This window comes from Roseibium sp. MMSF_3412, from assembly GCF_030733265.1.
In the GTDB taxonomy this organism is placed as follows: domain Bacteria; phylum Pseudomonadota; class Alphaproteobacteria; order Rhizobiales; family Stappiaceae; genus Roseibium.
This window is the reverse complement of the sequence record NZ_JASHJI010000014.1, coordinates 25963-41686: the sequence shown is the minus strand read 5'-3', so window position 1 is coordinate 41686 and position 15724 is coordinate 25963. Positions and strand designations below refer to the sequence as shown.

At 61.2% G+C, this 15724-nt stretch carries 12 protein-coding genes; 2 read left to right on the top strand and 10 right to left on the bottom strand.

All coding sequences use genetic code 11. The features are described from left to right. Window positions 1–3: 3 nt before the first annotated feature. Together RBB49_RS21030 and RBB49_RS21025 are read left to right on the top strand one after the other, a co-directional pair. The gene (locus RBB49_RS21030) at window positions 4–2409 is read left to right on the top strand and encodes a circularly permuted type 2 ATP-grasp protein (RefSeq protein WP_306144860.1); all 2406 of its coding nucleotides are present in this window, start codon (window positions 4–6) and stop codon (window positions 2407–2409) included. Window positions 2410–2451: 42 nt separating this feature from the next. Next, window positions 2452–3327 carry a transglutaminase family protein gene (locus tag RBB49_RS21025; protein ID WP_306144859.1) on the top strand — a complete coding sequence of 292 codons (876 nt, stop codon included), beginning with the start codon at window positions 2452–2454 and terminating at the stop codon, window positions 3325–3327. A 380-nt stretch (window positions 3328–3707) separates the two neighbouring features. Here RBB49_RS21025 and RBB49_RS21020 read toward each other — a convergent pair whose 3' ends face one another. From RBB49_RS21020 to RBB49_RS20975, 10 genes are all read right to left on the bottom strand, one after another. Then, window positions 3708–4766, bottom strand: coding sequence for an ABC transporter ATP-binding protein (locus RBB49_RS21020; RefSeq protein WP_306144858.1), 1059 nt, complete (start codon window positions 4764–4766; stop codon window positions 3708–3710). 20 nt (window positions 4767–4786) lie between these two features. After that, window positions 4787–6076, bottom strand: coding sequence for a hypothetical protein (locus tag RBB49_RS21015; protein WP_306144857.1), 1290 nt, complete (start codon window positions 6074–6076; stop codon window positions 4787–4789). Window positions 6077–6116: 40 nt separating this feature from the next. Further along, window positions 6117–7349 (bottom strand): carbohydrate ABC transporter permease, encoded by a 1233-nt coding sequence (locus tag RBB49_RS21010; RefSeq protein WP_306144856.1) that lies wholly within the window; start codon window positions 7347–7349, stop codon window positions 6117–6119. Further along, a complete protein-coding gene (locus RBB49_RS21005; protein ID WP_306144855.1) occupies window positions 7346–8650 on the bottom strand; it encodes a sugar ABC transporter permease in 1305 nt (434 codons plus the stop codon). Before RBB49_RS21005 ends, RBB49_RS21010 begins: the two co-directional genes overlap by 4 nt. 197 nt (window positions 8651–8847) lie before the next feature. Next, window positions 8848–10197, bottom strand: coding sequence for an ABC transporter substrate-binding protein (locus RBB49_RS21000; protein WP_306144854.1), 1350 nt, complete (start codon window positions 10195–10197; stop codon window positions 8848–8850). Between the two features lies 1 nt (window position 10198). Continuing rightward, the gene (locus RBB49_RS20995; RefSeq protein ID WP_306144853.1) at window positions 10199–11305 is read right to left on the bottom strand and encodes a LacI family DNA-binding transcriptional regulator; all 1107 of its coding nucleotides are present in this window, start codon (window positions 11303–11305) and stop codon (window positions 10199–10201) included. A gap of 491 nt (window positions 11306–11796) precedes the next feature. Next, a complete protein-coding gene (locus RBB49_RS20990) occupies window positions 11797–12168 on the bottom strand; it encodes a VOC family protein (RefSeq protein ID WP_306144852.1) in 372 nt (123 codons plus the stop codon). Window positions 12169–12320: 152 nt separating this feature from the next. Then, window positions 12321–12689, bottom strand: coding sequence for a hypothetical protein (locus tag RBB49_RS20985; protein WP_306144851.1), 369 nt, complete (start codon window positions 12687–12689; stop codon window positions 12321–12323). A gap of 436 nt (window positions 12690–13125) precedes the next feature. Next, window positions 13126–14307: a GAK system CofD-like protein gene (locus RBB49_RS20980; protein ID WP_306144850.1), complete on the bottom strand. Its 1182-nt coding sequence runs from the start codon at window positions 14305–14307 to the stop codon at window positions 13126–13128. 65 nt (window positions 14308–14372) lie between these two features. Beyond that, window positions 14373–15632 (bottom strand): glycerate kinase, encoded by a 1260-nt coding sequence (locus RBB49_RS20975; RefSeq protein ID WP_306144849.1) that lies wholly within the window; start codon window positions 15630–15632, stop codon window positions 14373–14375. Window positions 15633–15724: the final 92 nt, after the last annotated feature.

Genomic DNA, 15724 nt, shown 5'->3' with positions numbered 1-15724 from the left:
GGAATGAGTTTGGACGAAACGGCAGAAAGCGGCGGCCAGGGATACGGTTTGTTGAAATCCTACCGGCCGTTTCCGGGCGTTTCGGACGAACTCCTGGATCCGGCCGGCAATGTCCGGCCTGTCTGGCAACCCTTCCTGGACCACCTGTCCTCGCTCAGCACGGACGAGATCAACGATCGTTTCGCGCGCGGCAACCAGTATCTCAACGATGCCGGTGTCTATTTCCGCCAATACGGTCAGGATGGCGCGCTTGAGCGGGAATGGCCGCTCAGCCATATTCCCGTCGTCATCGGCGAAGGCGACTGGCAGGCGATTGCGGACGGGCTGGTTCAGCGCGCGGAACTGCTGGAAAAGGTCGTCGGCGACATCTACGGCGAAAATCGCCTCGTGTCCGAGGGTTACCTGCCCGCCAGCCTGATCGCCGAAAGCCCCGAGTGGCAACGCCCGCTGGTCGGCGTCACGCCGCGATCGGGTTACTTCCTCCATTTCCTTGCGTTTGAAATCGGGCGCGGGCCGGACGGAACCTGGTGGGTGCTGTCCGACCGGGCACAGGCGCCCTCCGGCGCAGGCTTCGCCCTGGAGAACCGGGTCGCCACCGGACGCATCTTCAACGAGTTTTTCGCCAAGGCCAATGTTCACCGGCTCGCCGGGTTCTTCCGCCGGTTTCGCGACCACTTGCTGGATCTGCGCGGAGAACAGGACAGCCGGGTTTCCATCCTGACGCCGGGTCCGCTCAACGACACTTATTTCGAACATGCCTATATCGCCCGATACCTGGGTTTCATGCTTCTTGAGGGCGAAGACCTGACAGTCGCCAATGGCCGCCTGATGGTCCGGACGGTGGCGGGACTGAAGCCGATCAGCGTCCTGTGGCGGCGGCTGGACTCAGCCTGGACCGACCCGGTGGAGCTGAACGAGGAATCGCATATCGGAACACCCGGCATGGTGGAAGCGGTCCGCGAGGGGACCGTCACGATGGTCAACGCACTTGGCACCGGCATCCTTGAAACCCGAGCGCTGCTTGCTTTCCTGCCGCGCATCTGCGAGCACTTTCTGGGAACCTCCCTGAAGCTGCCCAACGTCGCGACATGGTGGTGCGGCGAAGAGACGACCCGCACTTATGTCAAAGACAACGCCGCGTCGATGATGTTCAGTCCGGCCCTGTCGACCGCGCTGCCCTTCACATCCGGGCACACCGATTTTCTTGGCAGGGATTCCGAGAAGTTCCACAAGGGCATACTGGAAAACTGGATCGATACGGAAAAGGGACGGCTTGTGGCCCAGGAAGCCGTGACCCTGTCCACCACCCCGGCCTACCACGAGGGCACGCTCGTGCCGCGCCCAATGAGCCTGCGCGTCTTCCTTGCACGCACGCAGAATGGCTGGGAAGTCATGTCCGGCGGGTTTGCGCGGATCGGCAAGGAGCCGAGTGCGAGCGCCATTGCCATGCAATCGGGCGGTTCGGCCGCCGACGTCTGGATCGTCGGTACGCGCAAGCTGGCGATGGACACCTTGCTGCACCAGAGCGAGTCGCCCTTTTTCAAGTCGCAGTCCGGCGCCCTGCCCTCGCGCGCAGCAGACAATCTCTTCTGGCTCGGACGTTATGTCGAGCGCGCCGAGGGCGCAGTGCGTCTGTTGCGGGCCTACCACGCGCGGCTTCTGGAAACCGCCGACCCCGAAGCGCCCCTTGTTGCAAGAACCGCGGAGTATCTCGAAGACATCGGCGTCGCCCCGGAGAATCCCATTCCGGAAGGGCTCTGCTCCATGCTGCAATCGGCGGTCAACAGCGCCGGCAAGGTCCGGGACCGGTTTTCAGTCGACGGCTGGCTGGCACTCAATGACCTTGCACAAACGGCAAACGGAGCCCGGCGCGTCATGAAGGACGACGCCGACGTGCCCCGCGCAATGAGCCTCCTGCTCCGCAAGATCACCGGCTTTTCCGGGCTGGTCCACGAAAACATGTACCGTTTTACAGGCTGGCGCTTCCTGAGCATCGGCCGCGCGCTAGAGCGCGCAAACAGGATGGCTGATCTCCTGTCCGTCTTCACCGGGCCGGATGCGCCCGACGGTGCGCTGGAACTTCTTCTTGAGGTCGGTGACAGCGCCATGTCAATGAGCCGGCGCTACGCCGTGTCGCTCAGCCACGCGACGGTGCTTGATCTGCTTGCCATGGACCCGAAGAACCCGCGCTCGGTCATGTACCAGCTCACCGACATGAAGGAGCATATCGACGTCTTGCCGGGCGCATCGGAAAACGGCTATCTCTCCGACCTCGCCCGCGCGGTCTTGCAGATCCACACCAGCCTTGCTGTCGCGACGCCCGAGACGCTGACACAGGAAGCCCTGGGAGAACTCAGGGACCAGATTGCCTTCCTGTCGGTGGAGCTGTCAGATGCCTATATCCGCTAGCAGACCGTGCCTCGGGCCGGACCAAAGATTTGAGAATGCACCGTGCTTTACGACGTGAACCTCGAGATCACCTATGACTATGCCAGCCCGGCGAATTCGGGCCGGCATTCCCTGCGCCTCGTTCCGGCGACAATCCCCGGCGAGCAACGGCTCGTGTCGTCCAGCGTCAGGCTGTCTCCGGGTCCGACGGAACGGCGGAACAGAACGGACTTTTTCGGCAATGCGGTGACCGATGTTGTCTTCCGCAGGGCGCATAGCGAGCTTGCCTTCAGACTGACCGCCCGGATCGACCGGACCTCGGTGCCGCACGAACTCGACATCTCGCCTCCGCTGCCCCTGTTGAAAAAGGAACTGGCCGGCATTCAGTCCCTGGGACCCGACGAACCCGTCCACTTTCTGGCAGCATCCCCGCGCCTGCCGCTGGCACCGGCCTTTGCCGTCTACGCCCAGGAGCACACCAGCCCGGAGATGAGCGCGGTGGCCGCCGTCGAGGCAATCGGCAGAGCCCTGCACGAGGACATGGACTTCGATGCGGAAGCCACCACCGTCGACACGCCGGCAATCGATGCGTTCGAACGCCGGCACGGCGTTTGCCAGGACTTTTCGCACATCATGATCGCCTGCCTCAGAAGCATCGGCATCCCGGCCGGATATGTCAGCGGTTTCTTGAGGACGATCCCGCCGGAAGGTCAGCAGCGGCTGGAAGGCGCCGATGCCATGCACGCCTGGGTGCGCGCGTGGTGCGGCATCGAAAGCGGCTGGATCGAATACGATCCGACCAACGCCCTGCGCGTCGGCCAGGACCACATCGTCGTCGCCCGCGGCCGGGACTACGGCGACACGGCACCCGTAAAAGGCGTCCTGCGCACCGCCGGCACCCAGACCACAGGCCACAAGGTCGACGTCATTCCACGGTAGAGCCAGTCAGCAGATCGATAAGCCAGTACCTGAAAACTCGTCCCGGAATTGTCGTCCCGGTTTGCCGTGGGCTGGCGAACAAAAGAAGTCGGTGAAACCGGGTAGTCTCTGATCGACCTTTTGGTCATGCCATGGCTTGACCCGATGCTTTCCGCTTCATCACGCAATGGATCCCGCAGGAATTGCTCGCATATGCAGACTTGTCATCCCTGCTGAAGCGCAGCGGAAGGCAGGGAACCAGTAACCCCTTGTTTTTCATCTTTCTTCTAAGCGCCAGCGACACGGCGTACTGGGTCCCGGTCTTGCCGCTTACGCGTCAAACCGGGACGACAGATCCGGGAGACAATCCCATTTCCCGACTTGGCGATGGACCGGATCGATCAGCGGATCGCCTTGTCTTCGCCGTCGAAGAAATGCATCCGCGTTTCGTCGAACTTCAGGCCGATCCGCGCGCCTTCCTCGATTGAATCGCTGCCGCTGATCCTGACGAGGATGGTTTCAAGACCGTCCAGCGCGACATAGAGAAAGATGTCGGCGCCGAGATATTCGGCAACCTCGACCGTCCCGCTGCAATGGCCCTCGCCTTCGCCAACAATCGTCATGTGTTCGGGCCGGATGCCGAGTTTGTGCGGTTTCTGCGGCTGACCCGCATGCGGATAGTGGCCGCCGCCATGCCCCTGGAGCGAGAACTGGTCCCCTTCGACCGAACAGGGCAGCACGTTCATTTTCGGCGACCCGATGAACTGCGCGACAAAGAGATTGTCGGGCCGCTCGTAAAGTTCGCGCGGCGAACCGACCTGCTCGATCTGTCCGGCCTGCAGCACCACGATCTTGTCGGCGAGCGTCATCGCCTCGACCTGGTCATGGGTCACGTAGATCATGGTCGTTCCAAGGCTTTTGTGCAGACGCGCGACTTCGAATCGCATCTCGACACGGAGCGCCGCATCAAGGTTCGACAGCGGTTCGTCGAACAGGAACGCGCTTGGCTCGCGCACGATGGCACGGCCGATGGCAACGCGCTGGCGCTGGCCGCCCGACAGGGCTTTCGGCCTGCGGTCGAGGTAATCATCCAGCTTGAGCACTTCCGCCGCAGCATTCACCTTGCTCTCGATTTCGGGTTTGGGAACACCCGCTGTCTTCAGACCGAAGCCGACATTTTCGCGCACGGACATGTGCGGATAAAGCGCATAGGACTGGAACACCATCGACAGGCCACGTCCGGACGGCGGCAATGCCGTTACGTCCTTGGCATCGATCTCGATCGACCCCCGGCTCGTTTCCTCCAGACCTGAAATCAGTCGCAGCAAGGTTGATTTTCCGCAGCCGGAAGGCCCGACAAAAATGACGAATTCACCGTCCTGAATATCCAGGTCAATGCCCTTGATCACCTGGAGTTCGCCGAACCATTTTTCGACTTTGTTGAGCTGAATTGCTCCCATGTCCTTAGTCCTCCGGCTTCCTACGCTGCTTGTTTCACATGTGTTGGAGATGCCCATGTCAGCCAGATGGCTGCGGTCCACGAGAAGGTGCCACCACCTGCACCTGCCGCGGTTTCCGGGCTGAAATATTCGGCAAAGCCGCTGGTCTCGACCAGCTGCGCCGTGTCGCTTCGAAGCTTCTCGGCGCGGATGGCGTCACCGGCTTCGGCAAAGCCCCGGGCGATCATGTAGTTGACCATCGCCCACACCGGACCGCGCCAGTATCTGAGAGGTTCGAAGCTGGGATGGTCCGGATCGTAGGACGGCATCGTGTAACGCACCTTCGCGGCAATGCGGTCGAAATGACCCTGCAATGAGGTCAGCGTCTTCGCATCGTCCAGACCGGCATAAGGGGCCAGGAACGACATGCTTGAGATACCGTCCGTGTGCTTACCGGTTCTGCGATCGAACGCGACATGCGCTTTCAGATCCTCGTTCCAGAGGTTCTTCGCACCCTTTTCCATATGCGCGATCCAGCCTCGGATCTCGTCGGCCTCGGTCTCCTTGCCGAGCTTTTCGGCAAGGACAAGAAGGTCACGCGATGCCCGCAGGAAAATGAAGGTGACACCCGGATCGGCAACGAAGAACGGACAGGTCCGGGCGACTTCCGCCGGATCCCAGCCAACGCTCCGGCAGGCCGCCATGATGCTCAGATACCGGTCATAGTCTTCCTTGTGCGGCCGCATCGCCGGGTCGACATGCGAGGTGTCCTTGCGCTCGTAAGGCTCAATGTCCTTGACCTCCACGGCACGCAGGGCGTCGTCCCAGTCCGGCAGATTGTCCCGCCCCGATTCCCAGGGATGGATGATTGCAAGGACGCCAAGGTTGTCCGGGTCGCGGTACGCAAGATACCAGCGGTGCCAGTTCATCAGGTGAGGGAACAGCGCGCCGGCACGTTCAAGCGCTTTGCCGCTCCTGTCGGTGTCGACAAGGTCCCGGATCACCGTCGCCGCAACCGGGGGCTGCGAATGGCCCGAGCTCGGGATCGGACCGCCATCGGTTCCCCAGACTTTCGGACCGGGAAAATAGCTTGGGTCGTCCTTTCTGAAGAGGATGTGGGGCACCATGCCGTCCCGCCACTGGCCCTCGAACAGCATTTCGATCTCCCGCCAGGCGCGGTCCTGATCGAAGGTTGCGAAACCGAGCGCGACAAAAACCGAATCCCAGTTCCACTGATAGGGGTAGAGCCCCTTCGTCGGCACCGTGTACCCACCCTGATCGTTCTCGATCAGGATGGTTCTGGCTGTGTTATCTAAGTCTGCGTTTGACACAGAAGTCTCCTTGGCCATCACGGCCGTTACAAGCGTTGCCCTAGCCCTTGACGCTGCCGGCCGTCAGGCCCTGCACAAGGAAGCGTTCGAACCAGAGGAAGATGACGAGGACGGGCACGGTCGCGATCACCGCGCCCGCCATGAGATGCTGACGAGGCACCTCGGAGGAATTCAGGGACACGACACCGCGCGACAGCGTGAAGATGTCCGGATTGTCGAGGAACATGAAGGCGAACAGGAACTCGTTCCAGGCGATCATGAAGACGTAGAGCGACACCGATGCAAGCGCCGGAAGCGACAACGGCAGTGTTATTTTCAGAATAACGCCGATCCGCGTCAGCCCGTCCATCAGCCCGGCTTCCTCCAGTTCGGAAGGAATGCCGCGGAAGTAGCCCTGCAGCATGTAGAGGGCGACCGGAATTGTCGTTGCCGGATAGACGATCAGAAGGCCTGTCAGCGTGTTGCGCAGCCCGAGCTGAGAGAACACGGCATAGAGCGGGATCACCAGAACGATCGCGGGAACCATGTAGATCAGGAGGACCGAACGCGACAGGAACGCCTGCCCCGGAAAGCGCAGCCTGGAAACCGCATAGGCTCCGGGCACCGAAAACAGCAGCGTCAGGATCACGGTGGCGACACTGACATAGGCCGAAACCAGCAGGTAACGCCCGAAATTGAACTGGGTGAACAGTTCGACATAGGAGCGGAACAGCCCGTCCAGCCCTTGCGACAGATCGATGGACAGATCCAGCGGATTCGCAAGAAGGGTCTGCTGGCTCTTCAAAGACGTCATCACCATGACGTAGAACGGCAGCGCCACGATGATCGTGAAGATGACGAAGCCGACGCCCTTGGCAATGCGGATGTAGATCACTTCGCGCTCGTAGCGGCTCATGGCTCCAAGCCGTGCGCCGTTGAGGCACACTGTGGTTGCCCATGTCGCACCGAGGATGGTCACGATGAGGGCCAGCCCCTGCCAGACAGGTACGGTACCGAGCGACAGGTTGAAGGGTGCCGCGAACGAGCCGATCATCAAAAGCACGAACATGGTGATCGCGGCGAGCGCCCAGGCGGGCAGGCCGCCTTCAGCCCCCGACGACTGGCGCCACACGAAGACAAGCGCACTGATGAGCCCGGCTATACCGGCGGCCGTTGCCTGCGGCAGGGCCACTTCGCCCGTGATCAGCGTCAGTGTTACGGCAACGACGACGATTGAGGTCACGCCCCAGATCAGGCCCGTGACGGCCGCAAGCAGGATGCTTCCCGGTCTCATAGCCCTTCCTCCTTCGGTGAAAATCGGATGAACAGGGTGGCGAACGTGACCAGCACGACGAAGACCACCACCGCGACCGCGGCACCGGCTCCAAGATTGGAAAGTGCAAAACCCTGTTCATAGACATCGACGGTGAGCGTCCGCGTCCCGGCATTGCCGCCGGTCAGCAGGAAGATGTCGTCGAACTTGTTGAACGTCCAGATGAACCGCAGCAGGAACAGCACGGACAGGATGCCCATGAGCTGAGGCAGCGACAGGTACCAGAACTGCTGCAGCGGCGTTGCCCCGTCCATCTCGGCGGCCTCATACATATCCGTGTTGATGGACTGCATGCGCGCCAGGATGAACAGGAAAGAGAGCGGAAAATAGCGCCACGCCTCGAACGCGATAACGGTTGTCAGCGCCAGCGGAAACTCCATCGGTATCCCGAACAGGGAATATTCGATGGCCCGCTGCCCGAAGAAATTGATCGGATCGGACACGACGCCCATTTTCGTCAGGAGCGCATTCACGGTGCCCGAAAACGGATCGAACAGCACGACCCAGGTGAAGGCGACCGCGATCACGGGCGACACGTAGGGAAACAGGAACAGCCCGCGCACGATGCCGCGGCCCTTGAACACCGTGTTCAGCAATTGCGCGGCAAAAAGGCCGAGCACCAGCGCGCCGCCCGTCCCGAAGATCGTGTAGTAGAAAGTGACCCGCAGCACCGACCAGAACTCTTCCGCGCTGAAGATCCGCCGGAAGTTGTCCAGGGTGAAATCGAAACTCGTCAGGATGTTGTCCGCATCCCCTGCAATAACCGGCTTGCTGGCGCGCTCCGGCCTGTTGGCTGCAAGAAACGCCTCCGTGACCGTGCCTTCGATCTTGAGCCGTTCCCGCCAGCCAGGTTCCACCGTGCCGATGGTGCAGGTCAGCGCGCTTTCATCGAGGGCACAGACATCCGGCAAGGCCGTGACATCGAAGCCGGCCGGTATGGCATCTGTCAGAACGACATCGCGGACTTCCTCTTCCTGCGAGGAATTGCGCAGCCGGTACTCCAGCTCGGCACTGTCGCCCGCCGCCTCGGGTCCTCCGCGCACACGTTCGTTGACGAGCACGGTCGGCGGACGCAGGTCCGCAAGCTGCACCGGTTTCACACTGATCCAGAAGTTGGCCAGGAGCGGCCCGGCGACGATCATCAGGATGATTGCGAATGTCGGCGCGAGCATGAGATAGGCAAGCCACATCTCGCGGCGCTGCATCGGCCCGACCCCTTTGGGCGGCCCGAGGGACTCCGAATTTTGGTTCTGTGCGCTCATGGTTCCAGCTCTGAGTTTCGGCCCTTTGGCAGCGTCTCGATCGAGGTGCGAAAGGACAAGCGGTCCCTATCCTCCCGCGGAACGTGCGGGAAGAAGCGGTTTGCGGGGACCGGGCGCGCTTTGATCCTGCGTCCGGTCCGGATGTTCTGGAGGGGTGGGCTCCACCGGCGAACCGATGGAACCACGTGCGTCAGGTGTTACTGAACCTTGGCCAGTTCTTCGTTGAGCTTTGCGACTGTTGCCGCCGCATCACGCTCGTCGTCGATATACTCGCGCACCAGACGGTTGATCACCTGGCTGTTGATGATTTTCGACGCCAGCGACAGCTGGCCTTCCGTCACGCCCCAGCGGGCGGCGGTGTCGAGACCGGAGACAATCGTGCTGATCGTGTCCGCATCATAGAGATCGGTCAAAGGCGCCTTGCGGTCGACACCGACCGGAAGTTTCGACCAGCCGTCAACGAAAGCGGTCGGGTTGTCGGCGTTGCCCCGACGGATCGGGAACTTGCCTTCCGGCGCGATGGACAGGGTCGACATGTAACCGTCATCCATGGAGAACTCGACGAACTGCATGGCGGATTCCGTGTCGGCGTCGTTGGTGATGCCGAAGTAACGCACATCGCCCCAGGCAGCGCCGTCCGGGTTGGACGGACCGCTCAAGGTGGTCACGATACCGGTCTTGGACGCGAGTTCCTTGGACGTCGGGTCGTCGGAGATCGTCGGCGGTGCACTGTCACGCAGACCGGCAAGCTCGTCCAGAATGAACGGCGACCAGATGATCATTGCTGCTTTGCCGGCGAAATAAAGTTCGCGAGACTGCTTCCAGAACAGATCGCCGGGAGGAGATGCCTTTGCAATCGCCTTGTAGAACTCCAGCGCCTCGATGGTTTTCTTTTCATCAAGTGCCTTGAAGCCCTCGCCGTCGACCGGCGTCACACCGTTGGCCAGAAGCACATGTTCCAGCACCTGGCTCATGAAGTTTTCGTCGATCTTCGTCGCAGCAACGAATGCGAACATTTCCGGCGGATTGTGCAGCTTTTCGACCGCGGCCAGAATGTTTGCGTAGCTGTCCGGAGCTGCAAGGCCGTTCGCGTCGAACAGGTCCTTCCGGTAGACAACCATTTGCGTCCAGCCATCGACCGGAACGGATGCGACACCGCCGTCAACAGCGGCCATTGCGACGGCGCCCGGTGCGAACGTGTCCTTGCCGAGATTGTCGACCACTTCTGTTGCCGCTTCCGTATCCAGGATGCCGGCTTCGGCCCAGGGCAGCGCGTATTGAAGCGTGTGATAGATCACGTCCGGCAGATCGCCGGCAGCAAATGCGGCGGTTGCACGGGTTCCGAGATCGGACTCCGATACCGGGATAACCTCAACCTCGATGCCGGTTTTGTCCTTGAAAGCGGCGGCCATTTCTTCCTGCTTCGCCAGACGCTCCGGCTGCTCTTCTGTTGTCCAGAAACGCAGTGTGTCTGCCTGTGCCGTGGTCAGACCGAGTGCGAGTACGCCCGCAATGGTCGAGGCCAGGAATTTACTCCTCCCAAGCATTTCATTCTCCCTTACTGCCGGAAAGTGGCTGTTCGTTCAGCCGGTCACGGAGCACGCCTGCCAGCGCCTCCGACGTCATGGTCGGTGCGCCGTCCGAGGCGCGCCGGATGAGTTTTGCCTTGGCCAGCGCCTGCAACTGGTGCGGCGGCTTGCCGTCGAGAACATCGATCAGCATGCGGGCCACGCGGCCGCCTGCTTCCTGTGCGCTCTGTGTAAAGGTCGTCAGCGGCGGGTCCACATATTCACCTGCCGGCAGGCCGTCATATCCGATCACCGTGACATCGGCGCCCGGCTTCAGGCCAACGGATCTGCAGAACTGCACGGCGCCGATCGCCAGTGCGTCGGTCGCACACAGGATGGCGGTCGGCGGGGCCTTTGACGAAAGCAGAGCCCTGGCGCCCGCGATGCCGCCCTTTTCACCGATCGGCTGCAGGGTTTCCAGCTCGGCGTCATGGGCAACCCCAAGCGCTTCCAGGCCCTGCCGGTAGCCTTCCAGCCGCTGCCGCGCGAAGTTCAGCTCCAGCGGACCGCCGATGAAACCGATGCGCTCGTGACCGAGGCTGTAGAGGTGGCGCGCGCCGGTGGCAAAGGTTTCCTCGTTGTCAATGTCGAACCAGGCGTAGCCGGACGGGTCGCGCGTGCGTCCATGCGCCACGAACGGGAAATTCTGCTCCTGGAGATACGCGATACGCGGATCTTCGACCTCGGTCCGCGTGACAATGAAACCATCGACCTTGCGCCGGGCGATCAGACGCTTGAGCGTTGCAATAACGTGATCGCGCGAATGCGCGGTGGTGACCAGAAGATCGAGCCCCAGTTCGTCGAGCGCGCGCGCAATGCCGTCGATAAACTCGGCCAGGAACGGATCCGCGCCATTTCCGTGGCCAACCGGGATGATGATCCCGAGCGTGTCCTGACGCCCGCGTTTCAGGTTCCGGGCCGTCGCCGAGGGCTGGTAGCCGAGATCCTGCACCGCTTTCAGGATGCGTTTGCGGGTGTCTTCGGAAATGTCGGTGTAATTGTTGAGGACGCGCGAGACGGTTCCCTTGGCAACGCCGACATGGCGGGCCACGTCGTCAATGGTCACGGAACCACGGAGTCGCGACATCATTCCTCCCAAGGGACACCTGGCCCCGGTTTCTCGCGGCCGATTGCAAATGGCGCGATTTTATTGATGCAAAGTGTTCCAAAACCGGTTTCGGAAGTCAACAAAATCGGTTTCGGAAACATAAAAGATTTATTGCGCAATGCGGGAACGCGTTGGTGTTAAAGCAAAACACTGCGCTTGAAGGTTTCGGAAAAACCATGGCTTGTCCTGCACACCACTAGGTGATCGGGTGTTCCGGTGCACGAGCAGTCCGTTTTAGGACTTCCTCATCACGAGCAATGCCAGGCGCACCATGTCTGGATGAGCAAGGATTCCCACAAGGTCATCCCGGACTTGATCCGGGATCCAATCCACGGCGCAGCAAGATCGACCAAGAAGTGCCTGGTTTGGGCGGCAGCCCCGCGCATATGCAAACAGGCCTCCGGAAACGAGTGGATCCCGGATCTCCGCGCCGCTGCGTCCGGGATGACGAAGGCACGTGCAGGCCAGGCCTACTCTTCGGGCAACTCACCCTCCGGCGGTTGCCAGAGTTCGATCGCATTGCCTTCCGGGTCCAGAAAGCGGAAGAAGCGGCCGTATGCCTCGTCGTCGTAGCCGAGTTCGGTCACGCCGTCGGCGCGAAGGCTCGTCATCAGGGCATCGATGTCATTCACTCGCAGATTGATCATGAACCGGTTGTCCGCGGGGCCGAAATAGGAGGTGTCTTCCTTGAACGCGGCGAAGACCGATGGGCCGGCATTCTGATGCAGCCATGTCCCCATATTGATGTCGAAATGCTTCTTGTAGAACGCGGCCTGCCGCTCCGGGTCGGCACTCTTGAAGAAGACGCCTCCGATGCCGTCGACCTTGCCGTCATGAGCCATGTTCGCATGCCTTCCCTTTGTCCAGCGGTGGCCCGCGCCTCCGGATCATAGGTCTGTCACCGTCCCGTGCCAACAACTTCGTTCGCGCGACATGGCCACAAACGCAAAACGGCCCCTTGTGGGGCCGCCAGCTTTGATGGAAACCAAAACCGTCAGTTGCCGCGCCTGCGCCGTTGCACAAGTCCGACCAACAGGAGACCACCGGCCAGCAACGGAAGCGACGCGGGCAAAGGTACAACGGAAACCGGAGCCCTCGAAACCGAGATGTCCTCGATTACGCCGCGCAGGAACCCGGAGTTGTTCGCACCCGTTGTCACCCTGAAATCGGCAGCGTCGAAACTCAGAAAGGTGTCAGGCCGGGAACCGGACGTCATCAGATAGGTATAGACGCCTTTGATCGTACCGTTCGCAATACTTGTGAAATCGACAACAACGGCAGCAAATGGCTGATGGGCGAAGATACTGTCGGATCTGACGAACCTGGTATAGATTCCGTTCGGCGCTTCATGGACACCGAGCAAGTTATTGCCGTTGTATAGCGACGAAGTGCCTGTATACCTCCCTCTCGAAACGGATGAATCCAGACGGAAATACAGTTCATTGTATTCGATTGACTGCGCGGAAACAGAAAACTTTACGGTAAGTAAGTTGTTTCCATCAGGCGTCATTGTTATCGCATTCGCAGATCCAACAAACGCGATGACACTTACAAGTGCTGCAACCAGTTGCACGAAAACTTTCATAACACACCCCATTTTTGTATGTGGAGTAGCATCGGGTGACGAAATTTACAATGACAGAAATATGAATATCTCCAGCAGTTTAGATTTGTCAGCCGCTGGCCGAAGCGGTTCAACAGGACATCCCTTGGATGAGGTACCTCTCAATGCAAGATAAAATTGATGACCGCACCACAACGGACACCACGTGCAGCCTGGCTGCCAGGCTGATATCGCCTCACACCAGGGAGGCCAGGGCCTCGCAGAGTGGTGCGGGGTCATAGAAGGGTGCCGATGTCTTGCTCACCAGGTCAAGCCTGAGCACCGTGATGCCCCGAGCACTGACCTCTGCCGTTTCGCTCTCCGGCACGCTGCTGTCGACAATCACGAAATTGAGCAATCTGTCTGTCGGGCAGTCCGGTCCCGCATCGCGGTGAAGGTAACTCAGAAGTGCATGCACCTTGTCGGCGAGGTTTAGGTTAGACGTTTCCGGGTCCGGACCAAGGCTCGGCACATAGATTTTCGGAACGGTGCGCGACGCGATCGCCTTGCCGACACCCTTCGGCAGGAGGTTGGCGACAAGACTGGTGTAGAAGCTCCCCGGCGCGAAGCAGATCAGGTCCGCGGATTGTACCAGCGTGCGATTGCGCTTTGGAAAGACACTTTCCACCGGTGCCTTGCCGGCAAGGCCGCGATTGAGGAACAGGTCCCTGATCGGCGATGCCAGTTCCGGGTGCTCCTTGCCGGTCAGGAGGTGCTGCCCGATAACGACATCGCCATTGGCCAGTTCGGCGCCCAGATGCAGGTTGTCGTCCGTGACTGCCCGCACCGTTCCCTGCACGCCGACGAGCTTGGACACCAGGAATATGATCGGCTCGAGCTGCTGGTTCTGGTTCAGATAGCCGCCTGCCAGAATGAGATTGCCGATACTTGCCCCGCGCAGGTCGAAGGACTTCGGACAGGCGCCGCGGAACATGCCGAGCTGGTTCTGGATGAGCGTGCGCATCGGCTGCTCGATGGCCTCGACCAGCGGATGGGTCCCGCCGATCATGCCGTCGAGTTCACCCTGCAGATCGTCGCCATTCGCTGATTTCGCAAAACGGTGCGTGAACAGCCGGAAAACATCCGGATGCCCGAGCACGGTCTCGTCGGCCAGCGCCATCAACCGGCTTCTGAGGTCGCCGATGGCCGGCATGTCGAACGCCACGCGGAGCCCCTGCGAACTGCCGCCGGAGTCGAACGGTGTCACCAGGTGTATGGAATTATGCGTGTAGCGTTTCAGGCATTGCGAAACACCGTTCAACGCCGATCCGCCGCTGAAGAACAGAAGACGCGGTCCGAGCTTCGGATTGGACAGAAACCGTTCGATGCGGAACGGGTCCGGCATACGCACGGCACGCGTGATGGTCACCTCGGACATTCCACCCCCATCGAAACCCCGCCCGTCGGATCAGGTCTCTGTTCCGGCTCTCGCGGCGGATCAGCTCACGCCCCGACCCATATCGCGCGGAAATCGTTCACATTTGTCAATGTCGGCCCGGTCACGACCTGGTCCGCGATCTTTTCAAAGAAGCTGTGAGCGTCGTTGTCAGCCAGCGCACCGGAGGCCGAAACACCAAGCGCATCGGCTTTTGCAAGCGTGTCCGGGCCGACCACCGCACCGGCGACCTCGGCAGCCCCGTCAACGCCGTCCGTGTCACAGGCGATGGCATGAATGCCCGAAGCTCCTTTCAGCGCAAGCGCCAGGGCGAGTGCAAACTCCGCATTCGGCCCGCCGACACCGTTGCCGTTGCGCGTGACGGTCAGTTCACCGCCGGACAGAAGCAGCAATGGCCGGTCGGAGCCGGTGCGCTGCCTTTGCCGCTCGAGCGCCAGCTTGGCCTGGGCGTGTGCGACCTCCCTTGCTTCCCCTTCCAGCGCATCGCCGAGGATCTCGACATCGCACCCGAGACCTTCGGCAAGGTCCTTTGCAGCCTCCAGGGACTGGGAAGGCGCGGCAAAGATCGTGTTGGTCACGCCGGCAAGCCTGTCATGGCCCGGAGGCAAGACGCCGGTGGCTTCGGACAGAACGGTCTTGACGGAAGAAGGCACATCGATCTGCCAGCGGTCCAGGATCGCCGCAGCATCTGCGGAAGAGCTGTCGTCGCCAACGGTCGGCCCCGAACCGATCTCGGCAGGGTCGTCGCCGGGCACGTCCGACAGCAGCAGCGCCAGCATTTTCGCAGGATAGGCAGCCGCCGCAAGCTGGCCGCCCTTGACCGCGCTCAGGTGCTTGCGCACCGTGTTCATCTGACCGATCGGCGCACCGGAACTCAGCAGCGACTGGTTGACCTGCTGCTTTTCGGAAAGCGAGATATCGCCTGCCGGTGAGGTCAGCAATGCGGAGGCCCCGCCCGATATCAGCGCCAGCACGAAATCGTCTTCGTCAAGGCCATGAAGCAGCTCGAGCATGCGCCGCGTCGCGATAAGGCCTGCCTCGTCAGGGACCGGATGCGCGGCCTCGACGATCTCGATGCCCTTGCACGGGCGTCCATAGCCGTAACGGGTGATGACCAGGCCGCTGCACGGTCCCCAATCCGCCTCGACCGCCTCGGCCATGCGTGCCGACGCCTTGCCGGCACCGACAACGGTCACCCGCCCGTCCGGCTTCTTAGGCAGGAAGGCCGCCAGGCTTTTCATCGGATCGGCCACCTCGACAGCCCGCTGGAACAGATTGCGCAGGATATCTTCCGGCTGCTCACTCATCAGGAATGCACCTCTCAGGTTTCGCAAGGTTAGAGACCTGTTTTGGTCGAATTTTCAAGGCTGAATTCGCTTGAAAATGTTCCGGCTCCCGC